This window comes from Burkholderia sp. PU8-34, from assembly GCF_053427725.1.
In genome coordinates this window covers 255,506-281,960 of the sequence record NZ_JBSAXC010000005.1, presented here as the reverse complement: position 1 = coordinate 281,960, position 26,455 = coordinate 255,506, and the positions used below count along the sequence as shown (strand labels likewise).

General features: G+C 66.9%; 20 protein-coding genes. 3 read left to right on the top strand and 17 right to left on the bottom strand.

The window, feature by feature from the left end; genetic code table 11:
• Nucleotides 1-74 precede the first annotated feature (74 nt).
• From phaP to ACV22Z_RS15250, 10 genes are all read right to left on the bottom strand, one after another.
• Entirely contained in the window at nucleotides 75-656 is a 582-nt protein-coding gene (phaP, locus tag ACV22Z_RS15295; protein ID WP_448077135.1) for a TIGR01841 family phasin, read from the bottom strand.
• A 509-nt stretch (nucleotides 657-1,165) separates the two neighbouring features.
• On the bottom strand, nucleotides 1,166-1,930 hold the full coding sequence (locus tag ACV22Z_RS15290) for a ParA family protein (protein ID WP_448077134.1): 765 nt from the start codon (nucleotides 1,928-1,930) through the stop codon (nucleotides 1,166-1,168).
• A gap of 182 nt (nucleotides 1,931-2,112) precedes the next feature.
• Entirely contained in the window at nucleotides 2,113-3,372 is a 1,260-nt protein-coding gene (locus tag ACV22Z_RS15285) for an MFS transporter (RefSeq protein WP_448077133.1), read from the bottom strand.
• Between the two features lie 15 nt (nucleotides 3,373-3,387).
• Nucleotides 3,388-4,173 carry a peptidylprolyl isomerase gene (locus ACV22Z_RS15280; protein ID WP_448077132.1) on the bottom strand — a complete coding sequence of 262 codons (786 nt, stop codon included), beginning with the start codon at nucleotides 4,171-4,173 and terminating at the stop codon, nucleotides 3,388-3,390.
• Between the two features lie 164 nt (nucleotides 4,174-4,337).
• Nucleotides 4,338-5,021, bottom strand: a complete 684-nt coding sequence (narI, locus tag ACV22Z_RS15275) for a respiratory nitrate reductase subunit gamma (protein ID WP_448077131.1) — start codon at nucleotides 5,019-5,021, stop codon at nucleotides 4,338-4,340.
• 36 nt (nucleotides 5,022-5,057) lie between these two features.
• Nucleotides 5,058-5,759 carry a nitrate reductase molybdenum cofactor assembly chaperone gene (gene narJ / locus ACV22Z_RS15270; protein WP_448077130.1) on the bottom strand — a complete coding sequence of 234 codons (702 nt, stop codon included), beginning with the start codon at nucleotides 5,757-5,759 and terminating at the stop codon, nucleotides 5,058-5,060.
• Entirely contained in the window at nucleotides 5,759-7,285 is a 1,527-nt protein-coding gene (gene narH / locus ACV22Z_RS15265; protein ID WP_448077129.1) for a nitrate reductase subunit beta, read from the bottom strand. The genes narJ and narH overlap by 1 nt, the downstream gene beginning before the upstream one ends.
• Nucleotides 7,282-11,058 carry a nitrate reductase subunit alpha gene (locus ACV22Z_RS15260; protein WP_448077128.1) on the bottom strand — a complete coding sequence of 1,259 codons (3,777 nt, stop codon included), beginning with the start codon at nucleotides 11,056-11,058 and terminating at the stop codon, nucleotides 7,282-7,284. The genes narH and ACV22Z_RS15260 overlap by 4 nt, the downstream gene beginning before the upstream one ends.
• Before the next feature lie 267 nt (nucleotides 11,059-11,325).
• Nucleotides 11,326-12,813 (bottom strand): GntP family permease, encoded by a 1,488-nt coding sequence (locus ACV22Z_RS15255; RefSeq protein ID WP_448077127.1) that lies wholly within the window; start codon nucleotides 12,811-12,813, stop codon nucleotides 11,326-11,328.
• On the bottom strand, nucleotides 12,810-13,874 hold the full coding sequence (locus ACV22Z_RS15250) for a patatin-like phospholipase family protein (RefSeq protein ID WP_448077126.1): 1,065 nt from the start codon (nucleotides 13,872-13,874) through the stop codon (nucleotides 12,810-12,812). The genes ACV22Z_RS15255 and ACV22Z_RS15250 overlap by 4 nt, the downstream gene beginning before the upstream one ends.
• Before the next feature lie 287 nt (nucleotides 13,875-14,161).
• On the opposite strand from ACV22Z_RS15250, the gene ACV22Z_RS15245 reads away from it, so the two are divergent.
• Nucleotides 14,162-14,611, top strand: coding sequence for a universal stress protein (locus ACV22Z_RS15245; RefSeq protein ID WP_448077125.1), 450 nt, complete (start codon nucleotides 14,162-14,164; stop codon nucleotides 14,609-14,611).
• A 200-nt stretch (nucleotides 14,612-14,811) separates the two neighbouring features.
• Here ACV22Z_RS15245 and ACV22Z_RS15240 read toward each other — a convergent pair whose 3' ends face one another.
• Both ACV22Z_RS15240 and ACV22Z_RS15235 read right to left on the bottom strand, forming a co-directional pair.
• A complete protein-coding gene (locus ACV22Z_RS15240) occupies nucleotides 14,812-15,354 on the bottom strand; it encodes a single-stranded DNA-binding protein (RefSeq protein WP_448077124.1) in 543 nt (180 codons plus the stop codon).
• Between the two features lie 103 nt (nucleotides 15,355-15,457).
• A complete protein-coding gene (locus ACV22Z_RS15235; RefSeq protein ID WP_448077123.1) occupies nucleotides 15,458-16,645 on the bottom strand; it encodes an MFS transporter in 1,188 nt (395 codons plus the stop codon).
• Nucleotides 16,646-16,919: 274 nt separating this feature from the next.
• Between ACV22Z_RS15235 and uvrA the strand changes: the two genes are divergently transcribed.
• Both uvrA and ACV22Z_RS15225 read left to right on the top strand, forming a co-directional pair.
• Nucleotides 16,920-19,805, top strand: coding sequence for an excinuclease ABC subunit UvrA (gene uvrA / locus ACV22Z_RS15230; protein ID WP_448077122.1), 2,886 nt, complete (start codon nucleotides 16,920-16,922; stop codon nucleotides 19,803-19,805).
• A 310-nt stretch (nucleotides 19,806-20,115) separates the two neighbouring features.
• Nucleotides 20,116-21,198 (top strand): AI-2E family transporter, encoded by a 1,083-nt coding sequence (locus tag ACV22Z_RS15225; RefSeq protein WP_448077121.1) that lies wholly within the window; start codon nucleotides 20,116-20,118, stop codon nucleotides 21,196-21,198.
• A gap of 107 nt (nucleotides 21,199-21,305) precedes the next feature.
• On the opposite strand, the gene purU is transcribed toward ACV22Z_RS15225, so the two are convergent.
• From purU to ACV22Z_RS15200, 5 genes are all read right to left on the bottom strand, one after another.
• Complete coding sequence (purU, locus tag ACV22Z_RS15220) at nucleotides 21,306-22,190, bottom strand: formyltetrahydrofolate deformylase (protein ID WP_448077120.1); 885 nt, start codon at nucleotides 22,188-22,190, stop codon at nucleotides 21,306-21,308.
• 85 nt (nucleotides 22,191-22,275) lie between these two features.
• Nucleotides 22,276-23,142, bottom strand: a complete 867-nt coding sequence (locus ACV22Z_RS15215) for a DUF4743 domain-containing protein (RefSeq protein ID WP_448077119.1) — start codon at nucleotides 23,140-23,142, stop codon at nucleotides 22,276-22,278.
• 11 nt (nucleotides 23,143-23,153) lie between these two features.
• Nucleotides 23,154-23,768: a LysE family translocator gene (locus tag ACV22Z_RS15210; RefSeq protein WP_448077118.1), complete on the bottom strand. Its 615-nt coding sequence runs from the start codon at nucleotides 23,766-23,768 to the stop codon at nucleotides 23,154-23,156.
• Nucleotides 23,769-23,796: 28 nt separating this feature from the next.
• Entirely contained in the window at nucleotides 23,797-24,363 is a 567-nt protein-coding gene (locus ACV22Z_RS15205) for an adenine phosphoribosyltransferase (RefSeq protein ID WP_448077117.1), read from the bottom strand.
• Between the two features lie 84 nt (nucleotides 24,364-24,447).
• Complete coding sequence (locus ACV22Z_RS15200) at nucleotides 24,448-26,454, bottom strand: cation:proton antiporter domain-containing protein (protein ID WP_448077292.1); 2,007 nt, start codon at nucleotides 26,452-26,454, stop codon at nucleotides 24,448-24,450.
• Nucleotide 26,455: the final 1 nt, after the last annotated feature.

The following is a 26,455-nucleotide window of genomic DNA, read 5'->3' as shown; positions in this document are numbered from 1 at the left end:
GCGTGGCACACGCGGCGTCCGGCGGCAAGAATGCTGCCCGGCGTGTCGCGCACATGCGCGACACGCACATGCCATTACGCTGCCGATTCGCGCGCAGCCGCTTCCTTGTCCTTGCGCCCGCCGTTCGCCGGCTTCGCGGCGCCTGCCGCCGCGCCGACCGCGTCGAAGCCGCTTTGCGCGGCCTCGATCACCTGGCCCGTGGCGGCGCGCACCGTTTCGGCCGCCGCGCTCGCCGCCGACAGCGCCGAGTTCAGCGCGGCGACGACCGGCGCCGTGCCGGCCGGCGCGTGCTTCGAGAATTCGCCGAGCGCGTCCTTCACGCGCTTGTCGGCCTGCTCGTACTGCGCCTGCGCGGCCTTCGCGAACTCGGCCTGCGTCGCCGTCGCGATGTCGAACAGGTGACGGCTGTACGACGCCGCCTTGCCGGCCGCCTGCTGCGTCGCGCCGAGCTGGCGCGTGAAGAAGTCCGCCGGGTTGCTGCCGTTGAACGCACCCTTCAGGTGGTCTTCGTATTCGGCGAGGGCCGCCTTCGTCGCCTGCACGTTGAGCTCGACCACGGCCTCCAAGCCGCGGAGCGCCGGTTGGGTGGCCGCGAACAACGCGGTCACGCCGGACTGGTAATCAGCAATGAATTTCTCGGGGGCGAAAACGGACATCGGGCACGCTCCTGTTAGCAATGCGAGAGATCATGTAAGAAAAACGGAAGTCGAACGATTCGTTCGGCCTCTTATTTATCGCACACATTTCATTGAATGCGAAAAGTTTAGAGCACCCATTCTAGACCGATTAATTGTCAATTAAATGGCATTAATACTCGGTATAAACCCTAACCCCGCTCGCACCCTCAATTCTTCATCAGCGGCGGTCACATTCTTTCAGGGACACATTACAACATGTTGTTTTTACGGAAATTTTACACACATCCCCGGCAAGCCACCGTATCGGAAGGCAAAATTTACGTGACCTTTATTGCGATTATTGGAAAATAGCGAACATTCATTGGCGAACGAGCCATTCGAAATCGTTTTCATATTTACTCAGAAAACCATTTCAGAATTGCTTGTCAAGCAATGGAATAAGGCCAGCTGTATCGACCCGAAAAGAACGAGCTATGGGAGGGAGAATCGCGCGGGCCCGGATGCCGCGCGGCCAGCAAGAATGAGGGTCAGCCGGCCAGTTCCTGATGCAGCGCGCGGAATTCCTGCGCGAGCTTGTGGCCCGGCTCGAGATGAATCACAGGGGTCGCCTGCTGATGCGACTCGCGGATCTTCACGGACGACGACAGCCGCGACGCGAGCACCGGCAGCCCTTCGCCGACGAGTTCGTCGACGAGCCGCTGCGGCAGGCTCGCACGCGGCTGGAACTGGTTGATCACGATCCCTTCGACCTCGAGCGCCGCGTTGTGATCCTGCTGGATCTCCTTCACGTTCTCGAGCAGCGTGTACAGCGCTCGGCGCGAGAAGTCGTCGCAGTCGAACGGGATCAGGCAGCGCTCGACCGCGATCAGCGCGGAACGCGTATAGAAGTTCAGCGCGGGCGGGGTGTCGATATAGACGGCGTCGTACGTGTCGAGCTCGTTCAGCGCGTCGCGCAGCTTGTAGATCTTGTAGCGCGACTCTAGCTTGCCGTGCAGCGTATCGAGATCCGGATGCGCAGGCATCACGTCGAGGTTCTCGAACGGGGTCGGATGGATGTACGACGTGATGTCGACCGGCCGGAAGTTGAACGTCAGCGCGGTTTCGAAGAAATCGGCGACGCCCGGCGCGGCTTGCGCGGCGCGCTCGCCGAGCAGGTACTGAGTCGAATTCATCTGCGCGTCGAGGTCGATCACGAGCGTGCGCAACCCTTCGCTCGCGCTGACCGCCGCGAGATTGCAGACGATCGTCGATTTGCCTACGCCGCCCTTCTGGTTGAACACGACACGCCGCATGGTTCCCTCTTGCCCGAAGCGCCGGAAAAAGAGCAGCATAGCCGAGTCAATATTGCAGTTGCGTGACTTTGCGCAACAACAACGAAGCGAGCCGCGGGCCGCCGTCCGACGCCGGGCAACGGATGCGACCCCGCAATGCGCAACGGTCGCCCGTCACCCGTCACCCGTCACCGTCACCCCCATCACGCGACGATCGGCTTGCGCCGCACCTCCGACAAATAGATCAGGATCAGAGACACCCACACGATCCCGTACAGGAACATGAAGCAGGTGGTCCGCACGCGCAGCAGGTCGAGCAGCATGCCGAACAGGATCGGCAGCAGGAACCCGCCGAGTCCGCCCGCCAGCCCGACGATGCCGGTCACGACACCCATGTTGTCCGGGAAATCGTCGGCGACATACTTGAAGGTGGACGCCATCCCGAGTGCGAACACCGCGCCGAGCACGAAGGTCAGCGCAACGAAGCCCGCAATCGGCATCGACATGTGCAGCGACGCGGTGCCGTCGATCGTGTGGATCACGAAGTCGGTGGCCGGATACGACAGCAGGAACAGGCTGATCCACGCGACCCACAGGCCCCACCACGTGACCGCGTGCGCGCCGAAGCGGTCGGCAAGCGCGCCGCCGAGCGCGCGCAGCACCGAGCCCGGCAGCGAGAAGCCGGCGGCGAACGCCGACGCCGCGACGAGCGACATCCCGTATTCGGCTTTCAGGTACTGCGGAATCCACAGCGACAGCGCGGTGAAGCCGCCGAACGTGATCGAGTAGTACTGGCACAGCCGCCACACGCGCGGATCGCGCAGCACCTTGAACGCATCGAGCCACGAGCCGCCCCGCTTGCCGGCGCCCGGATCGGGCGCCGACGCGAACCAGAAGATCGCCGCGGTGACGAGCAGCGCGACCGCGTACACACGCGGCACGAAACGCCAGCCGTACGCGGACAGCAGCAGCGGCGTGACGAACAGGTTGACCGCGGCGCCGGCCGTGCCCGCGCCGAACACGCCCATCGCGAAGCCGCGCCGCTGCGGCGGGAAGAAGCGCGCGACGTACGGCGTGCCGACCGCGAACGACGCGCCGACGCAGCCGAGGAACAGGCCGATCACGAGGAACTGCCAGAGCTGGGTCGCGTAGCTGACGATGTACACGGGCACCGCGCAGACGACGAGCAGCACCGTCATCACGATGCGTCCGCCGAAGCGGTCGGTCCACGTGCCGAGCGGCAGGCGCATCAGCGCGCCGGTGAGCACCGGCGTCGACGTGAGCAGCCCGAACTCCGTGCCGTTCAGGCCGAGATCGGTGCGCAGCTGCACGCCGAGCACGCCGAACATCATCCAGACGACGAAGCACACCATGAACGCGAGCGTGCTCGCGGCGAGCACCGACCATGCGCGCAGCGGCACCGCCTGCGCGTTCGCGAGCGTACCGGTATCACTAGTTGCCATGCCTCACACTCCGTTTCATTGAACGAGCGGCCCGTTCGCGCCATCGAGCGCGATGCCTTCGACGCGCGCATTGCCCGCGAGAATCGCCACGTACTGCCGCATCGCGTTGCGCCGCACCCGTTCCGCGAGGAACGCGGCAATCCGCGCTTCGACCTCGTCGAACGGCACAGGCTCGCCGGCCACGCGCTGCTCGATGCGCACGATGTGAAAACCGTAGCGCGTGTTGACGAGACGCGGCAGCACGCCGAGCGCGTCCGAGTCGAACAGCGCCGTTTCGAATTCGCGCACCGTGTCGCCGCGCAGCAATTGCCCGAGGCTGCCGCCGAGCGCCGCCGACGGACAGTTCGACGACGCGCGCGCGACTGCTTCGAACGTGTCGGGCGCGGCGAGCACGCCGGCCAGCGCCGCTTCCGCGCGGCTGCGCAGCGGTGCGAGCGGCACCCGGTCGGTCACCGCGAACAGGATGTGGCTCGCGTACACGATGTCGTTGCGGCGGAATCGCGCCGGATGCTGTACGTAATAACGTTCGCAGTCCGATCGATCCGGTTGCGGCACGTGCGTGAGTTCGCGTTCGAGCAGCGCGTCGAGCGCCGCGTCGTCGAGCGGCACGCCATCGGCAATCAGCGCAAGCGCGACTGCACGCTGGCGCAGCAGCTCGCGCACGACGAGCGCGCGCCGCGCGGCGTCATGCGGATCCGCCGCGTCGTCGTGATGCGCACACTCGGCCGCGATCACCTCGTCGCCGATCGCGACGCCGTTCACGCTGAGCGGTGCGGACAGGGCTTCCGGTATGGCGTTCATGCTGCCTCCCGCCGGGCCGCCCCAAGGGCGTAGCGGGGAATTCGCGGAGCACTGCTCCGCGCCCGCGCAGCCGGCCGGCTTTGCAAAGCCGGCCGTGGGACGGCATTCGCCCACTCGGGGGACAGCGAACGAACGTGAGCGTGTTGGCTGTTCATGCATCCTCCTCAGCGCTTGCGCACGAGCTGATACGGCCGGATCAGGTACGCGACCGACGCGATCCCGCTCCAGACATGCACCATCCGTGTGAACGGCGACACGAGGAAGATCGTGAAGCCGAGCAGGATATGCAGGCGGTAAGTCAGCGGCACGCCGACGAGCAGGCTCGCGATGTCGGGCCGGAACGTGACGACACCCTTCACGTAGCCGGTGAGCTGCTCGAACATCGCGCCGTCCATGTGGCGCGTCGACAGCACGACGGTGCCGAGCCCGAGCGCGAGCTGCACCCACAGCATCAGCACGATCAGGATGTCCGACTTGCGGCTGTTGCGACGGATGCGCGCGTCGCCGAGCCGCCGTGCGATCAGGATCGTCAGGCCGATGATCGACGCGACGCCGGCCGCGCCGCCCGCGACCATCGCGACGAGCTGGTGGCCCGACGCCGACAGGAACGGCGACACGAGCCAGTGCGGCGCGAGAAAGCCCGCGAAGTGCCCGAGCACGACGACGAGCACGCCCCAGTGGAACAGGTTGCTGCCGAGCCTGAGCGCACCGTGCCGCAGCAGTTGCGACGAATCGCTCTTCCACGTGTACTGCTCGCGGTCGAAGCGGATCAGGCTGCCGACCAGCAGCACCGCGACACAGATGTACGGATAGATTCCGAACAGGAATTGATGCAGGTAATCGTTCATGGCTTTCCCTTTCCTTCGCCTGTAGGGCCGATACGCCTATGCGCGCCGCGCAGGCCGTTGGTCGTAGAAGCGCACGGGCTCCTCGGCGGGCGCAGGAGTGGCCGCGCCGACGAAGCGCACCGCCTCGTCCGCGTACGCGGCGTCGAGTGCGCGGTAGTCGGCGGCGCTCGGCCGTTCGGCCGCCGCGTCGTCGTCCGGCTCCGACGGCGCATCGATCGGTGCAATGCCCGCGAGCGGCAGCAGCGCGCCGACGACGAAACCGTAGTGGCTGCCGCGCTTCGCGAGCTGTGCGGCGAGCGCGCGCAGGATCTCGCCCGTCTCGCCGAGCAGGCTGCGCGCGTCGGGCGCGGGCAGCCGCGACAGGTACTCGAGAAACGCCGGCAGGTGATCGGGCAGCTCGCCGGGCTTCAGGTACAGGCCGTGCCGCTCGTACATCTGCAGCAGGTCGACCATCGCCTGGCCGCGGTCGCGCGATTCGCCGTGCACGTGCTCGAACAGGTGCAGCGACGTCGCGCGGCCGCGATCGAACAGCGCGACGTAGTTTTCCTGCAACGTCAGCAGGTCGCGCTCGCGCAGGTAGGCGAAGAAACGCTCGAGCCCCACGCGCACCGGCTTCGGCAGGCGCACGTGGTCACGCACGTGCGCGTCGATCGAATCGAGCGCGTCGAGCAGCGTGTCGTCGGGGTATTCGAGCAGCGCGGCGAATGCCGCATAGGTCGGATCGGGTGCCGCGTTCATCAGGATGCCTCCCGGATCGGAATCGTCTTCGCGCCCTTCCTCGGGCTGAACAGGCTCGCCTCCGAACGGCCGTCCGAGCAGCCGTTGCCGAACGAGAAGCCGCATGACGCGCGCAGGTCGTACGCGTCCTCCGCGTATTCGCGGTGCGTCGTCGGGATCACGAAGCGATCCTCGTAGTTCGCGATCGCGAGATACCGGTACATCTCCTCGACCTGCTCGAGCGACAGGCCGACCTGACGCAGCACCCCCAGCGCATCGATGCCGTCGACGTGGCGCGCGCGCATGAACGCGCGCATCGCGAGCAGCCGTTCGAGCGCGAGCTTCACCGGCACCTCGTCGCCCGCCGTCAGCAGGTTCGCGAGATAGCGCAGCGGAATCCGCAGCGACTCGACATCCGGCAGGAAGCCGTTCATCCCGAGCGTGCCGCTGTTCGCGGCTGCGTTGATCGGCGACAGCGGCGGCACGTACCAGACCATCGGCAGCGTCCGGTATTCCGGATGCAGCGGGAACGCGATCTTCCAGCCGATCGCCATCTTGTACGTCGGCGAACGCTGCGCGGCATCGAGCCACGCGGCCGGCACGCCGTCGCGTTCCGCCTGCGCGATCACCGCGGGATCGTGCGGATCGAGGAACAGCGACAGTTGCGCTTCATACAGATCGGCTTCGTTCTCGACGCTGGCGGCCTCGCCGATCCGGTCCGCGTCGTACAGCAGCACGCCGAGGTAGCGGATGCGGCCGACGCAGGTTTCCGAGCACACGGTCGGCTGGCCGGCTTCGATGCGCGGATAGCAGAAGATGCACTTCTCCGCCTTGCCGCTCTGCCAGTTGTAATAGATCTTCTTGTACGGACACCCCGACACGCACATCCGCCAGCCGCGGCACTTGTCCTGGTCGATCAGCACGATGCCGTCCTCCTCGCGCTTGTAGATCGAGCCCGACGGACACGACGCGACGCACGCCGGGTTCAGGCAGTGCTCGCACAGGCGCGGCAGATACATCATGAAGGTGTTCTCGAACTGCCCGTAGATCTCCTTCTGCACGCTCTCGAAGTTGTAGTCCTTCGCGCGCTTCTCGAACTCGCCGCCGAGGATCTCTTCCCAATTCGGGCCCCATTCGATCTTCTCGAGCCGCTGGCCGCTCACCAGCGAGCGCGGCCGCGCGACCGGCATCGCCCGCGCGTCGCCCGCTTCCTGCAGGTGCGCGTAGTCGAACGTGAACGGCTCGTAGTAGTCGTCGATCTCGGGCAGATGCGGGTTCGCGAAGATCTGCGCAAGCAGTCGCCACTTGCTGCCGAGGCGCGGCTCGATCCTGCCGTCCGCACGCCGCTTCCAGCCGCCGCGCCAGCGCTCCTGGTTCTCCCAGTCCTTCGGATAGCCGATGCCCGGCTTCGTCTCGACGTTGTTGAACCACGCGTATTCCATCCCGTCGCGGCTCGTCCACACGTTCTTGCAGGTCACCGAGCAGGTATGGCAGCCGATGCACTTGTCGAGGTTCAGCACCATCGCGATCTGTGCGCGTACCTTCATGACGTTTCTCCCGCGCGAACATGTTGAGTGGCGGCTCCGGCCTCTTCCCCGTCGAGCCAGTCGATCTTGTTCATCCTGCGCACGACCAGGAACTCGTCGCGATTCGAGCCGACCGTCCCGTAGTAGTTGAAGCCGTACGACAGCTGCGCATAGCCGCCGATCATGTGCGTCGGCTTCAGCGCGATGCGCGTCACCGAGTTGTGGATGCCGCCGCGCGTGCCGGTGATTTCCGAGCCCGGAGTGTTCACGATCTTCTCCTGCGCGTGATACATCATCACCATCCCGGCCGGGATCCGCTGGCTCACGACCGCCCGCGCGCACAGCGCGCCGTTCGAGTTGAAGCATTCGATCCAGTCGTTGTCGGCAACGCCGATCGCCTTCGCGTCGTCCTCCGACATCCACACGATCGGGCCGCCGCGCGACAGCGTCAGCATCAGCAGGTTGTCCGTGTACGTGCTGTGGATCCCCCACTTCTGGTGCGGCGTGAGGAAGTTGAGCACGCGTTCCGGGTTGCCGTTCGAGCGCTTGCCGACCATGTGCGCGTAGCTGCCGGTATCGATCGGCGGCTTGTACACGCACAGCGCTTCGCCGAACGCGCGCATCCACGCATGGTCCTGGTAGAGCTGCTGACGGCCAGTCAGCGTGCGCCACGGCACGAGTTCGTGCACGTTCACGTAGCCCGCGTTGTACGACACGTGCTCCGATTCGATCCCGCTCCATGTCGGCGACGAGATGATCTTGCGCGGCTGCGCCTGGATGTCGCGGAAGCGGATCTTCTCGTCGGCGCGCGCCGCGGCGAGATGCGTATGGTCGATGCCCGTGATCCCCGACAGCGCGCGCCACGCCTTCACCGCCACTTCGCCGTTGGTTTCCGGCGCGAGCGACAGGATCACCTCGGCCGCATCGAGCGCGGTGTCGATGCGCGGCCGGCCCTGCGTCGCGCCGGCTTCGCTCACGCGATAGTTGAGCTCGCCGAGCAGCTTCACTTCATCCTTCGTGTCCCAGCCGATCCCCTTGCCGCTGTTGCCGAGCTTGTCCATCAGCGGCCCGAGCGACGTGAAGCGGCGGTACGTGTTCGGATAGTCGCGCTCGACCACCGTCACCGCCGGCATCGTGCGGCCGGGAACCGCATCGCACTCGCCGCGCTTCCAGTCGCGCACGTCGAACGGCTGCGCGAGTTCTGCCGGCGTGTCGTGCGCGATCGGCGCGAGCACGACGTCGCGCTCGACGCCGAGGTGCCCTTCGCACAGTTCGGAGAAACGCCTCGCGATCCCCTTGAAGATTTCCCAGTCGCTCTTCGACTGCCACGCCGGATCGACCGCCGCCGACAGCGGATGGATGAACGGATGCATGTCGGACGTGTTCATGTCGTCCTTCTCGTACCACGTCGCGGTCGGCAGCACGACGTCCGAGTACATGCAGGTCGTCGACATCCGGAAGTCGAGCGTGACGAGCAGGTCGAGCTTGCCGCGCGGCGCGTCGTCACGCCACGTCACCTCTTCGGGACGCGGGCCGCCCGTCGCGCCGAGATCCTCGCCCTGCACGCCGTGCGTCGTGCCGAGCAGGTGCTTCAGGAAATATTCGTGGCCCTTGCCGGACGAGCCGAGCAGGTTCGAGCGCCACACGAACAGGTTGCGCGGGAAGTTCTCGGGCGCGTCGGGGTCCTCGCACGCCATCTTCAGCGTGCCCGACTTCAGCTGCTGCGCGAGCTCGGCGCCCGCGCGCGCGGGGTCGGCAAGCTGCGCGCCGACCTGCAGCGGGTTCGTGCCGAGCTGCGGCGCGGAAGGCAGCCAGCCCATCCGCTCCGCGCGCACGTTGTAGTCGATCGGCGAACCGTGGAATTGCGTCTTGTCGGCGAGCGGCGACAGCAGCGCGCTCGGGTCCATCGTGTCGTAACGCCACTGGTCGGTGTGCGCATAGAAGAACGACGTCGCGTTCATGTGCCGCGGCGGACGGTTCCAGTCGAGCGCGAACGCGAGCGCGGTCCAGCCCGTCTGAGGCCGCAGCTTCTCCTGCCCGACGTAGTGCGACCAGCCGCCGCCCGGCTTGCCGACGCAGCCGCACATGATCAGCATGTTGATGATCGCGCGGTACGACATGTCCATGTGGAACCAGTGGTTGATCCCCGCGCCGATGATCACCATCGACTTGCCTTGCGTCTTGTGCGCATTCTCCGCGAACTGCCGCGCGACCGCGATCACGTCGGCGCGCTTCACGCCGGTGATCGCTTCCTGCCACGCGGGCGTGTACGGCAGATCGTCGTCGTAGCTCGTCGCAACGTCGCGGCCGCCGAGGCCCTGGTCGAGCCCGTAGTTCGCGACGAACAGGTCGTAGACGGTGGCGACCAGCATCTCGCCGTCGCGCGTCGCGACACGGCGCACGCCGATGCGGCGCGACAGCGCCGACTGGTGCGGCGTGTGATTGAAGTGCGCGTGCGGCTGGTTGCCGAAATACGGGAACAGCACGTCGACCACGTCATCATGCGCGGCCGTGCACGTCAGCCGCGGCGCCAGCGCCGCGCCTTTCGACGTTTCCGCGCGCAGGTTCCACTTGCCCTTGTCACCCGCGCCCTCCTTGTCCTGCTGCCCCCAGCGGAAGCCGACCGAGCCGACCGGCACGACGAATTCGCCGGTCGCGTCGTCGATCATCACGCTCTTCCATTCCGGATGCGCGGCTTCGCCGAGCGCATCGTCGAAGTCCGACGCGCGCACGAGCCGCTCCGGCACGTAGCCGTCGCCGTGCGGCACGAGCCGCACGAGACACGGCATGTCCGTGTAGCGCTTGCAGTAGTCAACGAAGTAGTCGCTCTTCCCGGCGAGATGGTATTCCTTCAGGATCACGTGCCCCATCGCGAGCGCAAGCGCCGCGTCTGTGCCCTGCTTCGGATGCAGCCACAAGTCGCCGAATTTCGCGCCTTCCGAGTAATCGGGAAACACCGACACGACCTTCGTGCCGCGATAGCGCGCCTCGACGAGGAAGTGCGCGTCCGGCGTGCGGGTCTGCGGGACGTTGGAGCCCCACATCATGATGAACGTCGAGTTGTACCAGTCGGCCGATTCGGGCACGTCGGTCTGCTCGCCCCAGGTCTGCGGCGACGCGGGCGGCAGGTCGCAATACCAGTCGTAGAAGCTGAGGCACACGCCGCCGATCAGCGACAGATAGCGCGAGCCCGCCGCGTACGACACCATCGACATCGCCGGGATCGGCGAGAAGCCGACCACGCGATCGGGGCCGTGCTGCTTCACCGTGTAGACGTTGGCCGCGGCGACGATCTCGTTGACCTCGTCCCAATTCGCGCGCACGAACCCGCCGAGGCCGCGCCGGCCCTGGTACGCGCGCCGTGCTTCGTCGTCCCCGACAATCGCGCGCCACGCGTCGACCGGCGCGAGTGTCTTGCGGCGCTCGCGCCACAGCTTCACGAGCGCGCTGCGCACGAGCGGATACTTGAGACGGTTCGCGCTGTACAGGTACCACGAATACGACGCGCCGCGCGAGCAGCCACGCGGCTCATGGTTCGGCATGTCGGCACGCGTGCGCGGATAGTCGGTCTGCTGGGTCTCCCACGTGACGATGCCGCCCTTCACGTAGACTTTCCACGAGCATGAGCCCGTGCAATTCACGCCATGGGTCGACCGGACGATCTTGTCGTGCTGCCACCGTTTCCGATAGCCGTCTTCCCATTTCCGGTCCTCGTCGGTGACGGCGCCGTGTCCGTCGGAGAACCGGGATCTCGTAGTCGTGAAATAGCGCAACCGGTCCAGGAAATGGCTCATTGGGGGACCTCGTTTCCGGTCTGTCGGCAGACCCTGGTTATTCAAGGAGGTCGAATCACCGTTGCAAAGGCGAATTCGTTCCTTGCAGGAACGAACGACGATCCGGCCAGATAGATCACAACGTGATAATTATTTCGGGCTTCCGGATCGGGGGTTTTGATCGATATCAGAAAAGGCGGCAAGGTATCCGGCATGGATCCGGAGAGATGAAACCGATTTCGGCGGCGATGCCGCGCGATGCGGGACGCGCGTGGCCAGCGTCCGCCGCTAGAAACTCCCCGCCACCGTTCCCAGCACGATCACCACGACCAGCGCCGCCAGCGCGCCGATCACGCCGACCATGACCATGTCGCGATAGCTTTGCCGGTGCGTCGTGCCGCACACCGACAGCAGCGTCACGACGGCGCCGTTATGCGGCAGGCTGTCGAGCGTGCCCGACGACATCACGGCCACGCGATGCAGCAACGCCGGATCGATATGATGCTGCGCGGCCAGTTGCAGATACGTGCCGCCGAGCGCATCGAGCGCGATGGTCAACCCGCCTGACGCCGAACCCGTCAGCGCCGCGAGCAGGTTCGTCGCAACCGCGAGCGACACGAGCGGGCCACCGCCGATGCCGAGCACCCACGCGCGCACCACGTCGAACGCCGGCAGCGCCGCGATCACCGCGCCGTACCCCACGAGGCTGCCGACGCTCAGCACCGGCAGCACCGACGCGTTCGCCCCCGCATCGACGCTCTCGCGCAGTTTGCCGAGACGGGCACGATTCATCGCGACGAGCAGCACGACGGCCAGCGCCAGCGCAACCGACACGCCCCATACGCCGCTCACCGCGGACAGCGTCGTGCCGCCCCAGCGCGCGTCGGCAAGATACGACGCATCGAGATGCGGCAGCACGATCATGTTCATCGCGAAGTTCGCGCACACGACGACCACGAGCGGCGCAATCGCGATGCCGATCGGCGGCCGGCGCTCGCTGACTTCGCCGCGCTCGATCTCGGCCGGATCGAACGATTGCGAGACGGTCGCGCGTTCGCGCACGAGTTCGGCATCGCCGCCGCTTGCGGGCAGGTCGGCGGCCCCGCCGAAGCCCTCGCCCGCGCGGCGCGCCGCCGCCTCCTGGCGCGCGAGCCACCACAGGCCGAACGCGACCATCGCGATGCTCGCGATGATGCCGAGCCCCGGTGCTGCGAACGGCGTCGTGCCGAAGAACGGCATCGGTATCGCGTTCTGGATCGCGGGCGTGCCCGGCAGCGCCGACATCGTGAACGTCGACGTGCCGAGCGTGATCGCGGCGGGCATCAGGCGGCGCGGAATGTTCGCCGCGCGGAACAGCGCCTGCGCCATCGGCGCGAGCACGAAGAATGCGACGAACAGACTCACGCCGCCGTATGTGACGACCGCGCCGCCGATCACGACCGCAAGGATCGCGCGCTTCGGTCCGAGCCTTTCGGTCATGCACTGCGCGATCGCGTCGACGGAGCCGCTGTCCTCCATCAGCTTGCCGAACAGCGCGCCGAGCAGGAACAGCGGAAAGAACTGCGCGAGAAAGCGCGCGGCACTGGACATGAAGGTCTGCGTCCAGTGCGCGAGCACCGGCTCGCCGGACACGAGCGCGGCCAGCATCGCCGCAACCGGCGCAAGCAGCAGCACGCTCCAGCCGCGATAGGCGAACCAGATCAGCAGCGCGAGACTCGCGAGCATGCCCGCGAGCCCGACGGCCAGCGACATCGACGACAGCGCGGCGCCGCTCATCGCAGTATCCCGTCGAGCAGCGCATCGAGATCGAGCGACGAACGCTCGCCGAGCGCGCCGCCGTGTTCGTCGAGAAACGCCTGCGCGGTGCGGCGCCCTTCGTCGCGCAGCATCGTCAGAAAGCGCCATTCGGCATTGAGCTTCGACGAATAGCCGAGCGACGTCATCATCGGACTCGCGATCCGGTGCATGCGCATCGTGGCCCAGCGCCGCCCTTCGTCGCTGCCGGGATCGGCCACCTTGTGCAGCAGCGCGATCATGCGCAACTCCTTCAGCAACGGCGCGTTGAACGCCACTTCGTTGAGCCGGCTGATGATCTCGCGCGCCGTGCGCGGCGTGTCCGGCCGTTCGACGGGGTTCACCTGCACGAGCAGCGTATCGGCCGAGCGCGTTTCGCGGATCAGTGGCGTGATCGTCGGATTGCCGGCGTAACCGCCGTCCCAGTAGGGTTCGCCGTCGATCTCGACCGCCTTGAACAGCGTCGGCAGGCAGGCCGACGCAAGCAGCACGTCGGGCGTGAGATCGGCGTTGCGAAACACGCGGCCCTGGCCGGTGCGCACATGCGTCGCCGTGACGAACAGCCTGATGCGCGACGCACGCACGGCGTCGAAGTCGATGCTTTCGGCCAGGATGCCGCGCAGCGGATTGAATGAGGTCGGATTGAGGTCGTACGGTGAAACGAGCCGCGCGATCATGTCCATCGCGAGAAAGAGCGGCGAATGATCGAGCGTCCATCGCCCGGAAAGCTGGTCGAGCAGGCTGCGCCGGAAAGGACTGAAAACGGCGGCATCCGACACGCGCCGCCAGAACCGCTCGAGCGCGCTGCGCGCGCCCGCCGGGCCGTCATGTTCGAAGCCGCTGACCAGCACGGCCGCGTTCATCGCACCCGCCGACGTGCCCGATACGCCCTCGATCTGCAATCGCGTTTCGTCGAGCAGCCGGTCGAGCACGCCCCATGTGAACGCGCCATGCGAGCCGCCGCCCTGCAGCGCGAGATCGACGGGCAACGGATTGCCGCTGTAATGGCCTGGTGCGTGACGGGCAACGGACGGATCGGTCATCGCGTGTTCCGGATCGTCGGGACACGAGCAAGGTTATACGGCGGATCGTCCGATTGCAAAAATGATCAGTCGGCGCGATTGCAATCGCGCGAACGGCGACGAACTTCCGCAGCGCGGCTGCGCCGCCGCGGCGCGTGACGCCGGCGGGCTTCCACGGCTGCGATGCAGTGCGCCAGCATGAAGCCGTGCAATTGCCGACGGGCGCGCCGGGCATCGGAACCCGGCGAGCTGAACTAGACTCCAAAGCGGGTCTTGTGCAGGTTTCCTTTTACTTGAGGAGCGACACCGTGACCGTCATCGTCCTTGCAGTGGATGGCTCGCCACAGAGCACGTCCGCAGCCAAGCAACTCGCAGAGCGCGCACTCCTGCAGCCCCCGCTGGTCCTGCATCTCGTTCATGTTTCGCCTGTCGTGGGCCGGACAGGCCTGCATACGGCCGACTTCCAGGAGGAAAACCGTCAGGAAGCCGATCGCGCGTTCGATACGGCCGAGGCCGTGCTCGAGCCGGTCGCGGCGGAAATGCATCGGCATTGGCTGCACGGCGATGCGGCAAGCGAGGTGATACGGGTTGCGTCGGACGTGAACGCGGATGTGATCGCACTGGGGGCGAAGGGGCGCGGTGCCGTGATGACGGCGATCATGGGATCCGTTGCATCCAGCGTCATCCAGAAGGCGACGGTGCCTGTCATCGTCGTCAATACCGCCGTCCCGGCACCCGCGGCAAAGCCGGGGACTTGAGACGGCAAGTGCGTTGCAGGCGCATATGAAACCATGCGCCGCTCGTGGCGCTGGACCCGTCCGCCTGAACCCGTCCGCGTTCGACGGCCCAACCGCGTCCTGCCCGGATCGCGGGCCAGCAAGGGCGTGAATCCGGAACACGCAAAGAAAAACCCCGCTCAAAGGCGGGGTTGATCTCTACAGCTCTCGGTGACGAGACCTCAGAACGGAATATCGTCGTCCATCTCGTCGAAGCCGCCGCCGGCCGGCGCGCTCGGGCGGCTCTGCGCCGCACCACCGCTACCGCCGCGCGCCGCGCCGCCGGCACGACCGCCGCCGCCACCGCCGCGCTCCATCTGCTCGCCACGGCCGCCGCCATAGCCGCCACCGTAACCGCCTTCGTCACCACCGCCGCCGCCGCCCGCACCGCCACGGCCGCCGAGCATCTGCATCTGGTCGGCGACGATTTCGGTCGAGTAACGGTCCTGGCCGTCCTGGCCTTGCCACTTGCGGGTGCGGATGCGGCCTTCGATATACACCGACGAACCCTTCTTCAGGTATTCGCTGACGATTTCCGCGAGACGGCCGAAGAATGCGACGCGATGCCACTCGGTCATTTCCTTGAAGTCGCCGCTCGCCTTGTCCTTGTAGCGGTCGGTCGTCGCGAGACGGATGTTCGCAACCGCGTCGCCGCTCGGCAGGTAACGGACTTCAGGATCGGCGCCGAGATTGCCGACGAGGATGACCTTGTTGACGGATGCCATGTGTTTCTCCAGTAAATTCGATGCCGGGCCGCTCGCATAAACCGTCGAGCCGGCCCGCCGGGCAGCCCGGCAAGCGCTGCCGATGCGTGCCCGGAATGAGGGGTCAGGCCTTGCGCGGCGGCGCTTTCATGCTGGCCGCGATTATAAGCCACGCTGCAACGAGGCCCGAGCACGCGTAGAAGACCGTGTCCGCGCCGCCGTGCTTCAGCAGCCAGCCGCCCGCGACACCGCCGAGCGCGAGCCCGATCGATTGCGTCGTGTTGTACACGCCGGTGGCCGCACCCTTGCGCGAGCCCGGCGCGAGCTTCGAGACCAGCGACGGCTGCGACGCCTCCAGGATGTTGAATCCCAGGAAATAGACGAACAGCACCGCTGCCACAATCAGGATGGTATGCGGCGCGCTGCCCAGCAGCAATTGGCCAATCAGGATAGCCAGGATGCCGCCGAGCAGCACCGGTTTCATCTTGCCCTGTTTTTCCGCGACGATGATCGCGGGCACCATCATCACGAACGCGAGCCCCATCACCGGCAGGTACACCTTCCAGTGCGACGCGACCGGCAGCCCGCCGTCGACGAGCAGGCGCGGCACGACGAGGAACAGCGCAGTCTGCGTCGCATGCAGCACGAGCACGCCGAAGTTGAGGCGCAGCAGCTCGACGTTGTGCAGCACTTCCGCGAACGGCGCGGGCACGTGCACGGGCTTCGCCGCATCCGGCACGACCCACAGCACGACGCCGATCGCGAGAATCGACAGCACGCCGACGACCGCGAACAGCCCGCTCATCCCGACCCAGTGGAACACGATCGGCGCGCCGACGATCGCGACCGCGAACGACACGCCGATCGAGCCGCCGACCATCGCCATCGCCTTCGTGCGGTTCTGCTCGGAGGTCAGGTCGGCGATGAACGCGAGCACGGCTGACGACACGGCGCCCATCCCCTGGATCACGCGGCCGACGATGATCCACGTGATGTCGTGCGCGAACGCGGCGACGAAGCTGCCGATCGCGAAGATCACGAGGCCGGTCGCGATCACCGGCTTGCGGCCGAACTTGTCGGACGCCCAGCCGTAGAAGATGTAGAACAGCGACTGCGTGACGCCGTAGGCCCCGAGCGCGACGCCGACGAGCAGCACGTTGTCGCCGCCCGGGATGGTTTTCGCGTAGACCGAGAACACCGGCATGATCATGAACAGGCCGAGCATGCGCAGCGCGAAGATCGCCGCGAGCGACGTGGTCGCACGCAGTTCGGGCGCGGTCATGCGGGAAGACGTGGCGGACGGATTGGACATCGGGAACGAATTTCGAATGATCGGATGATCCGCCCGGCGCCGGGCGGCGGAAGATCAGGGCCGTGGGTCCGGCGAGTCGGGCAGGCGGACGTGACGCGGGCCGCCGGCGGGCCGCTCGAGACGCAAAAGGCCGTGCAGAGCCATGCGGCAGGGCGGCTGTCCCGGCGCAGGCGCCGCCTTGCTGACAGCTGCTGCAAAGGCTGGGAGCCCTGAACGACGGTCTCGAAAAGCCGCTATAGTAGCAGGTTTGGTTCCCTCCTTTTTCGCCAGGTTCATGGAACAAATCCGTATCCGTGGGGCGCGTACCCACAACCTGAAGAACGTCAATCTCGACCTGCCGCGCCACAAGCTGATCGTGATTACCGGGCTGTCCGGATCGGGCAAGTCGTCGCTCGCGTTCGACACCCTTTATGCCGAGGGCCAGCGCCGCTACGTGGAAAGCCTGTCCGCGTACGCCCGCCAGTTCCTGCAGCTGATGGAGAAACCGGACGTCGACCTGATCGAGGGCCTGTCGCCCGCGATCTCGATCGAGCAGAAGGCGACGTCCCACAACCCGCGTTCGACCGTCGGCACGGTCACGGAAATCCACGACTACCTGCGACTTTTGTACGCACGGGTCGGCACGCCGTACTGCCCCGACCACGACATCCCGCTGGAAGCGCAGAGCGTGTCGCAGATGGTCGACGCCGCGCTCGCGCTGCCCGACGAAACCAAGCTGATGATCCTCGCACCCGTTGTCGCGAACCGCAAGGGCGAGCACGCCGAGCTGTTCGAGGACATGCAGGCACAGGGCTTCGTGCGTTTTCGCGTGCGCTCGGGCGGCGGCACCGCGAACGAGGGCGTCGCGAAGATCTACGAGGTCGATTCGCTGCCCAAGCTCAAGAAGAACGACAAGCACACGATCGATGTCGTCGTCGATCGTCTCAAGGTGCGCCCGGACATGAAGCAGCGGCTCGCCGAGTCGTTCGAGACGGCGCTGCGCCTCGCCGACGGCCGCGCGATCGCGCTCGAGATGGATACCGACAAGGAGTACCTGTTCAGCTCGAAGTTCGCGTGCCCGATCTGCTCGTACTCGCTGCAGGAGCTCGAGCCGCGGCTGTTCTCGTTCAACAACCCGATGGGCGCGTGCCCGGAATGCGACGGCCTCGGCCAGATCACGTTCTTCGACCCGAAGCGGGTCGTCGCACACCCGTCGCTGTCGCTCGCCGCCGGCGCGGTGAAGGGCTGGGACCGGCGCAACCAGTTCTACTTCCAGATGCTGCAAAGCCTCGCGGCGTTCTACGATTTCGACATCGACGCCGCGTTCGAGGATCTCCCCGAGAAGATCAAGAAGGTGCTGCTGTACGGCTCCGGCAAGCAGACGATCCCGTTCTCGTACATGAACGAGCGCGGCCGCACGACGATCCGCGAGCACGTGTTCGAGGGGATCATCCCGAACCTCGAGCGCCGTTACCGCGAGACCGATTCGGTCGCGGTGCGCGAAGAGCTGTCGAAGTACCAGAACAACCAGCCGTGCCCGTCGTGCGAAGGCACCCGCCTGCGCCGCGAGGCGCGTCACGTGCGGGTCGGCACCGGCGACTACGCGCGCGGCATCTATGAAATCAGCAGCTGGCCGCTGCGCGACGCGCTCGGCTACTTTGACGGGCTGACGCTCGAAGGCGCGAAGGGCGAGATCGCCGACAAGGTGATCAAGGAAATCGTCGCGCGGCTGACCTTCCTGAACAACGTCGGCCTCGACTACCTGTCGCTCGAACGCAGCGCGGAAACGCTGTCTGGCGGCGAGGCGCAGCGCATCCGGCTCGCGTCGCAGATCGGCTCGGGCCTCACCGGCGTGATGTACGTGCTCGACGAACCGTCGATCGGCCTGCACCAGCGTGACAACGACCGGCTGATCGCGACGCTCAAGCACCTGCGCGACCTCGGCAACTCGGTGATCGTCGTCGAGCACGACGAAGACATGATCCGCACGGCCGACTACGTGGTCGACATGGGCCCCGGCGCGGGCGAGCACGGCGGCGTGGTGGTCGCCGAAGGCACGCCGAAGCAGGTGCAGGTGAACCCGCAGTCGCTGACGGGCCAGTACCTCGTCGGCAAGCGCACGATCGAGTATCCGGACGAGCGGATCGCCCCCGATCCGGAACGGATGCTGCGCATCGTCGACGCGCACGGCAACAACCTGAAGCACGTCGACCTCGAGCTGCCGGTCGGGCTGCTGACCTGCATCACCGGCGTGTCGGGTTCCGGCAAGTCGACGCTGATCAACGACACGCTGTACCACGCGGTCGCGCGCCACCTGTACGGCTCGGCCGCCGAGCCGGCGCCGCACGAGGCGCTCGAGGGCCTCGAGCACTTCGACAAGGTGATCAACGTCGACCAGTCGCCGATCGGCCGCACGCCGCGCTCGAATCCGGCCACCTACACGGGCCTGTTCACGCCGATCCGCGAGCTGTTCGCGGGCGTGCCGACGTCGAAGGAGCGCGGCTACGATCCGGGCCGCTTCTCGTTCAACGTGAAGGGCGGCCGCTGCGAGTCGTGCCAGGGCGACGGCGTGCTGAAGGTCGAGATGCACTTCCTGCCGGACGTCTACGTGCCGTGCGACGTGTGCCACGGCAAGCGCTACAACCGCGAGACGCTCGAAGTCCAGTACAAGGGCAAGAACATCAGCGAAGTGCTCGACATGACCGTCGAGCACGCGTACGAGTTCTTCAACGCGGTGCCCGTCGTCGCGCGCAAGCTGAAGACGCTGCTCGACGTCGGCCTCGGCTACATCCGGCTCGGCCAGTCGGCGACGACGCTGTCAGGCGGCGAAGCGCAGCGCGTGAAGCTGTCGCTGGAACTGTCCAAGCGCGACACGGGCCGCACGCTGTACATCCTCGACGAGCCGACGACCGGCCTGCACTTCCACGACATCGCGCTGCTGCTCGAAGTGATCCACCGGCTGCGCGACCAGGGCAACACGGTCGTGATCATCGAGCACAACCTCGACGTGATCAAGACGGCCGACTGGGTGATCGACCTTGGCCCCGAAGGCGGCGCCGGCGGCGGCCAGATCATCGCGCAGGGCACGCCCGAGCAGGTCGCGAAGACGAAGGCGAGCTTCACCGGCAAGTACCTCGCGCCGCTGCTCAAGCGCAACAACCGCAAGGTCGCGGCGGGCTGAGCCGGCTCCCGCCACCGCGCGCGGCCGGGCGGCCGCGCGCGCCGCTTCCCCTCCCTCGCCCACCGGCCGCTGCCGGCCGTGCGCTTCATCGTTTTCCCTTCTGCGTTTACACCACGCGCCAAACGCCCGGTTGCGGACCATAATGGCGGCTATACTTTACGGTCGTAAGGTTCGCCACCCGCACCAATTCGGTGCAGCGACGGGCGGACGCCGCCCGCCGGACTCGCAAGGCCCGGCGCACGAACGACCGCTTTGCATGGGCTCGGAGCAAGCGCTGAAGCGCCAACTCCGGCCGACACAGGAAAACACGATGGAGAAACAAGAGTCGCCGCGCGAAGCGCAGAACAAGGAGCCGCACCTGCGCAGCGTGCGGCTGACGAGCGACTTCAGCCTGCCGAAGCTGTCGGCGATCGAGATCGGCAGCTACCTGCTGGCGCTCGTCGCGATGTGGCTCGTCCTCGACCTGAAGCTGCTCGGCGGGCTGCTGGCCGGCCTGCTCGTGTACCAGCTCATCCACACGATCGCGCCCGTGATCGAGCGCCATACGACGAGCATGCGGGCGCGCTGGGTCGCCGTCGTGCTGCTGTCCGCCGCGATCGTCGGCGGGCTCGCGGGCCTGACGATCGGCATCATCGACCACTTCGAGCATGCGGTGCCGAACCTGCAGGACCTGCTCGGCCAGGTGATGCAGATCGTCGAGCAGACCCGCACACGCACGCCGGCCTGGATCGCGAACCTGCTGCCCGTCGACGTCGAACAGATGAAGGCGAAGGCCGCCGTGATGATGCATGCGCACATGGACGAGCTGCAGCAAAGCGGCAAGAACGTCGCGCGCGGCTTCGGCCACGTGCTGTTCGGGATGATCATCGGCGCGATGATCGCGATCGGCGTCGAGCACGGCAAGGTGCGCCGGCCGCTGTCGACCGCGCTCGTCACGCGCGTGTCGCGGTTCTCCGACGCGTTCCGCCGGGTCGTGTTCGCGCAGATCAAGATCTCCGCGATCAACGCGCTCTTCACGGGCCTCTACCTGCTCGTCGCGCTGCCGATCTTCCACCAGCGGCTGCCGCTGTCGAAAACGCTCGTGCTCGTCACGTTCATCGTCGGCCTGCTGCCGGTGATCGGCAACCTGATCTCGAACACGCTGATCGTCGCCGTGTCGCTGTCGGTCAGCATGGGCACCGCGATCGCGTCGCTCGTGTTCCTCGTGGTCATCCACAAGCTCGAGTACTTCCTGAACGCGAAGATCATCGGCGGCCAGATCGAATCGCGTGCGTGGGAGCTGCTGCTCGCGATGCTCGTGATGGAAGCCGCGTTCGGGCTGCCGGGCGTGATCGCCGCGCCGATCTTCTACGCGTACCTGAAGCGCGAGCTGTACATGTTGCGGCTGATCTGACGTATTGCGCCGCTGCCCCTCGCGGCACCGGATCCAAATAAGAAACGCCGCACCCGTTGCCGGGTGCGGCGTTTTTATTTCACGCAGGCGAACGGCGCGTCAGCGGGTTAGCGGAACACGACCGTCTTCGTCCCGTTCAGCACGATGCGATGCTCGACGTGCCATTTCACCGCACGTGCGAGCGTCACGCACTCGACGTCGCGGCCGATCGCGGTCAGCTGGTCCGGCGTCATGCTGTGGTCGACGCGCTCCACTTCCTGCTCGATGATCGGGCCTTCGTCGAGGTCGGTCGTCACGTAGTGCGCGGTCGCGCCGATCAGCTTCACGCCGCGGTCGAACGCCTGGTAATACGGCTTCGCGCCCTTGAAGCTCGGCAGGAACGAATGGTGGATGTTGATCGCGCGCCCGGCGAGCTGCTCGCACATGGTCGGCGACAGGATCTGCATATAGCGCGCGAGCACGACGAGGTCGGCCCGGTGCTCGTCGATCACTTCCAGCACGCGCGCTTCCTGCGCGGCCTTCGCGGCGTCGGACGAGCCGCCGACGAGCGGGAAGTGATGGAACGGGATGTCGTAGCTCGCGGCGAGCTGGTAGAAATCCTTGTGGTTCGACACGATCGCCGGAATCTCGATCGGCAGCTGGCCCGTGCGATAGCGGAACAGCAGGTCGTTCAGGCAATGGCCGATCTTCGACACCATGATCACGACGCGCGGCTTCACCGCCGCGTCGTGCATCTCCCAGCGCATCGCGAACTGCTCGGCGAGCGGCGCGAACTGCGTGCGCAGCGCGTCGAGCGCCGTCGCGACGTCCGAACCGCTGCCGTCCTGGTCGAAATGCACGCGCATGAAGAATTCGCCGGTGCGGCTGTCGCCGAACTGCGCCGAATCGAGGATGTTGCTGCCGCGCTCGAACAGGAAGCCCGAGACCGCGTGGACGATGCCGTGCCGGTCGGGGCACGACAGTTTCAAGATAAAGCTGTGATCGGCCGACATGACCGCTACTCCCTTCGTTTCCGTATTCGTGAAATGGCCCGTGCGGCGCCGCCCGTGTACAGCCGGTAACACCCGGCGCGGGCGGTCAGGCCGCCGGCGCGAACAGCGCGTCGATCCCCGCCGCGTCCGCGGACGCGATCCACCGGTGCCGCAGCAACGTGTCGAGCATCGCGAGGCTCGCATCCATCGTCGCGTCGCCGTCCCGCAGCCAGCCGATCACCTCGGGCACGCCGGCCAGCAGGTGCTCGGCGACTTCGCCGTCCTGGTTGTGCGGCGCGAAGTCGCGCGGCAGCGGCAGGTCGTAGACGAAGATCAGTTCGGACTGCGTGCCTTCCGGCAGCGAGCACAGCACCTGCACCGCGCGGCCCGCAATCGCGCGCGCCGCCAGTTCGGCCGGAATGCCGGCTTCTTCCCAGCATTCCTTCGTCAGCGTCTCGTGAACGCCGAGCCCCCAGCCGATGCCGCCCGCGACGACGTTGTCGAGCATGCCTGGATCGGTCGCCTTGGTCGCGCTGCGGCGGCCGAGCCACATCTGCGGCGCCGCCGCGTTGCCTTCCTGCCCCGGCGTAGCCGCATATTCTACGATGCCGTTCAGGTGCACCGCATAAGTCTGCGTACCGAAGAACCGCGACGCGGCCCGCTCGATGTACGCGAGCGGCGGATCGTCGAATCGGTTGCGGATCGCATAGATCTCGTCGCGCCAGCCGGGAATCGCGCCTTCGGCCGCCAGTGCGCCGATCGCGCTCGCGAGCGCCATGCTGCGCGCATCGACCGAGTCGTAGCGGTCGGACAGCACGACGCGCTCGCCCGTCAGATCGAACACGTCGGGCCAGCGCGCGAGCCGTGCGGCGTCCGCACGGCGCACCCAGCCGACCGGTACGCCGGCGATCTCGAAGCGCAGGTGCGCGGCCGGATCGAAACGGCGCGCGGCGGCGATGCAGGGAAACGTCATCGGCCGCTCCGTCAGTCCTTCAGCGCGACGCGGATGCCGATCGCGATGAACGTTGCGCCCGCGAGCCGGTCGAGCCACACGCCGACCTTCGGCCGGCGCTTCAGCCACGCGCCGATCGCGCCCGCGCACACGCCGAACAGCGAGAAGATCGCGGCCGTCTGCAGCATGAACAGCGCGCCGAGCTCGAACATCTGCAGCGCCACGGACTGCGCGCCGTGCGGATCGACGAACTGCGGCAGGAACACGACGAAGAACAGCGTGACCTTCGGATTCATCAGGTTGCCGATCACGCTCTGCCGGAAGATCGACCACAGCGGCTGCGGCTCACGCGCGTGCGCGGTCGCGAGGCCCTGGCTGCGCAACGCCTTGATGCCGATCCACACGAGGTACGCGGCGCCCGCGAGCTTCAGGATCTGGAACGCGACCGGCGACGAACGCAGCACCGCCGCGACGCCGAGCGCCGCGAGCGTCGTGTGGAACGTCACGCCGGCGGCGAAGCCGAGCGCGGCGACGAGCCCTGCCGCACGCCCCTGCGAGATGCCGCGCGCGAGCACCTGCAGGTTGTCGGGGCCGGGCGCGAACGTGATCGCGATCGACGTGGCGAGAAACAGCATGAAATTCGGCATCGTGGCCTCGCTTCGTGGGGGCCGGCGCTCAGTGGCCGGCGAACTCGGTGACGGTATAGACGGGCAGCCCCGCTTGGCGCAATAGCGCCGAGCCGCCGAGATCCGGCAGGTCGATGATCGCGGCGCCCTCGACGACGACCGCGCCGAGCCGCTGCAGCAGGTTGCGCCCCGCCATCATCGTGCCGCCGGTCGCGATCAGGTCGTCCATGATGATCACGCGGTCGCCGGGCCGGCACGCATCCTCGTGGATCTCGACGGTCGCGCTGCCGTATTCGAGGTCGTACGACTCGCGCTGCGTCTTGTACGGCAGCTTGCCAACCTTGCGGATCGGCACGAAGCCGACGCTCAGCTCGTACGCGACGATCGGCGCGATGATGAAGCCGCGTGCGTCGAGGCCCGCGACATAGTCGAGCTTCGCGTCGACATAGCGTTCGACGAACAGGTCGACGAGCACGCGCAGCGCCTTCGGGCTCTGCAGCAGCGTCGTGATGTCGCGGAACTGCACGCCCGGCTGCGGCCAGTCGGGCACCGTGCGGATCTGGCTGTGGATGAAGGCGGCAGGATCGAGCAGCGCCCCCGACGACGAATGCGGCATGAAACTCTCCGAAAAAAACGGTGCGCGACGTTTCGGGCACCGTTCGATAATACGGGTCAGATTATGAATGTGGATGGCCGACGCTCAGACCGCCGCGGCCGGCGGCTCCCGCCGGTGGCGCGACAGGCGCTCCTCCGCGAGCGCGAGCGCTTCGGGCAGCCCGCGCAGCACGACGATGTCGCTCGCGCGCAGCTTGGTCTGCGGATCCGGTTCGACACCGCGGATCCCGTGCCGGCGGATCGCCGTCACCTCGAGCCCGAGCGCGAACAGCCCGAGCTCGTCCAGCGAGCGCCCGACCGCGTCCGCGCGCGCGTCGACCGGCACCGATTGTAGCCGCACCTGCTCGTGGTCGTCGTCCTCCGCGTCGTCGGCGCCGCGGAAATAGCCGCGCAGCAGGCTGTAGCGCTCGTCGCGCATCTCCTCGACGCGCCGCACGACCTTGCGCATCGGCACGCCGACCAGCACCAGCGTATGCGACGCGAGCATCAGGCTGCCTTCGACGATTTCCGGAATCACCTCGGTCGCGCCGGCCGCGAGCAGCTTTTCGAGGTCGGCGTCGTCGACGGTGCGCACGATCGCCGGCAGCGTCGGCTCGAGCTCGTGCACATGATGCAGCACGCGCAGCGCCGACGGCGTGTTCGCATAGGTGATCGCAACGGCCGCCGCGCGGTGGATGCCGGCCGCGAGCAGCGACTCGCGGCGCGCGGCGTCGCCGAACACGACCGATTCGCCGGCCGCCCCGGCCGCGCTCACGCGATCGGGGTCGAGATCGAGCGCAACGTACGAGATGCCTTCCTGTTCGAGCATCCGCGCCAGGTTCTGGCCCGCGCGGCCGTAGCCGCAGATGATCACGTGGCCGCGCTGCTTGAGGCTTTGCGTCGCGATCCGGGTCATCTGCAGCGACTGCATCATCCATTCCGTCGACGACAGCCGCATCACGATCCGGTCCGCGTTCTGGATCAGGAACGGCGCCGCGAGCATCGACAGCAGCATCGACGCGAGGATCGCCTGCAACAGCGTCGAATCGACGAGATGCCGGTCGAGGATCAGGTTCAGCAGCACGAAGCCGAATTCGCCGGCCTGCGCGAGGCCGAGGCCCGTGCGCATCGCGACGCCCGGCGTCGCGCCGAACAGCCGCGCGAGCCCCGTGATCATCGTCCCCTTGAACAGGATCTGCCCGAAGAAGAAGCCGAGCACGAGCAGCGGGTGCTCCCAGATCACGCGCGGATCGAGCAGCATCCCGGTGGTCACGAAGAACAGCCCGAGCAGCACGTCGCGGAACGGCTTGATGTCCTCCTCGACCTGATGGCGGAACGGCGTCTCGGAAATGAGCATCCCCGCGATGAACGCGCCGAGCGCGAGCGACAGGCCGAACTTGTCGGTGATGAACGCGGCGCCGAGCGTGACGAGCAGCAGGTTCAGCACGAACAGCTCCTGCGAGCGGCGCCGCGCGACGACGTTGAGCCAGCGGGTCATGAAGCGCTGCCCGACGATCAGCAGCAGCGCCAGCGCGATCACGATCTTGACGGCCGCGAACCCGAGCGTCAGCGCGAGATCCTTCGACGACTCGGCGCCGAACGCGGCGATCACGATCAGGAGCGGCACGACCGCGAGATCCTGGAACAGCAGCACGCCGAAGATGTTGCGGCCGTGCTCGGTCTCGATCTCGAGGCGCTCGGCGAGCATCTTCGACACGATCGCGGTCGACGACATCGCGAGCGCGCCGCCGAGCGCGATGCAGCCCTGCCACGTGATGTGCACCCAGCGCTCGAACAGCAGGCCGAGCACGAGCGCGAGCACGAGCGTCGCGACCACCTGCAGCAGGCCCAGGCCGAACACGAGCCGCTGCATCGCCCGCAATTTCGCGAGCGAGAACTCGAGGCCGATCGAGAACATCAGGAACACCACGCCGAATTCCGCGAGATGCTCGGCCCGTTCGAGATCCGCCGCGATGCCGAACGCGTGCGGGCCGACCAGGATGCCGACGGTCAGGTAGCCGAGCATCGGCGGCAGGTTCAGCGAGCGGAACACGACGACGCCCACCACCGAAGCCAGCAGCAGCATGAGCGTCATTTCGAGCGGGGAAATCACA

Excerpts from the sequence above, each read along its gene's own strand:
- phaP (WP_448077135.1), bottom strand. The coding sequence starts at position 656 with ATGTCCGTTTTCGCCCCCGAGAAATTCATTGCTGATTACCAGTCCGGC.
- ACV22Z_RS15290 (WP_448077134.1), bottom strand. The coding sequence starts at position 1,930 with ATGCGGCGTGTCGTGTTCAACCAGAAGGGCGGCGTAGGCAAATCGACG.
- ACV22Z_RS15285 (WP_448077133.1), bottom strand. The coding sequence starts at position 3,372 with ATGGCAACTAGTGATACCGGTACGCTCGCGAACGCGCAGGCGGTGCCG.
- ACV22Z_RS15280 (WP_448077132.1), bottom strand. The coding sequence starts at position 4,173 with ATGAACGCCATACCGGAAGCCCTGTCCGCACCGCTCAGCGTGAACGGC.
- narI (WP_448077131.1), bottom strand. The coding sequence starts at position 5,021 with ATGAACGATTACCTGCATCAATTCCTGTTCGGAATCTATCCGTACATC.
- narJ (WP_448077130.1), bottom strand. The coding sequence starts at position 5,759 with ATGAACGCGGCACCCGATCCGACCTATGCGGCATTCGCCGCGCTGCTC.
- narH (WP_448077129.1), bottom strand. The coding sequence starts at position 7,285 with ATGAAGGTACGCGCACAGATCGCGATGGTGCTGAACCTCGACAAGTGC.
- ACV22Z_RS15260 (WP_448077128.1), bottom strand. The coding sequence starts at position 11,058 with ATGAGCCATTTCCTGGACCGGTTGCGCTATTTCACGACTACGAGATCC.
- ACV22Z_RS15255 (WP_448077127.1), bottom strand. The coding sequence starts at position 12,813 with ATGAGCGGCGCCGCGCTGTCGTCGATGTCGCTGGCCGTCGGGCTCGCG.
- ACV22Z_RS15250 (WP_448077126.1), bottom strand. The coding sequence starts at position 13,874 with ATGACCGATCCGTCCGTTGCCCGTCACGCACCAGGCCATTACAGCGGC.
- ACV22Z_RS15240 (WP_448077124.1), bottom strand. The coding sequence starts at position 15,354 with ATGGCATCCGTCAACAAGGTCATCCTCGTCGGCAATCTCGGCGCCGAT.
- ACV22Z_RS15235 (WP_448077123.1), bottom strand. The coding sequence starts at position 16,645 with ATGTCCAATCCGTCCGCCACGTCTTCCCGCATGACCGCGCCCGAACTG.
- uvrA (WP_448077122.1), top strand. The coding sequence starts at position 16,920 with ATGGAACAAATCCGTATCCGTGGGGCGCGTACCCACAACCTGAAGAAC.
- ACV22Z_RS15225 (WP_448077121.1), top strand. The coding sequence starts at position 20,116 with ATGGAGAAACAAGAGTCGCCGCGCGAAGCGCAGAACAAGGAGCCGCAC.
- purU (WP_448077120.1), bottom strand. The coding sequence starts at position 22,190 with ATGTCGGCCGATCACAGCTTTATCTTGAAACTGTCGTGCCCCGACCGG.
- ACV22Z_RS15215 (WP_448077119.1), bottom strand. The coding sequence starts at position 23,142 with ATGACGTTTCCCTGCATCGCCGCCGCGCGCCGTTTCGATCCGGCCGCG.
- ACV22Z_RS15210 (WP_448077118.1), bottom strand. The coding sequence starts at position 23,768 with ATGCCGAATTTCATGCTGTTTCTCGCCACGTCGATCGCGATCACGTTC.
- ACV22Z_RS15205 (WP_448077117.1), bottom strand. The coding sequence starts at position 24,363 with ATGCCGCATTCGTCGTCGGGGGCGCTGCTCGATCCTGCCGCCTTCATC.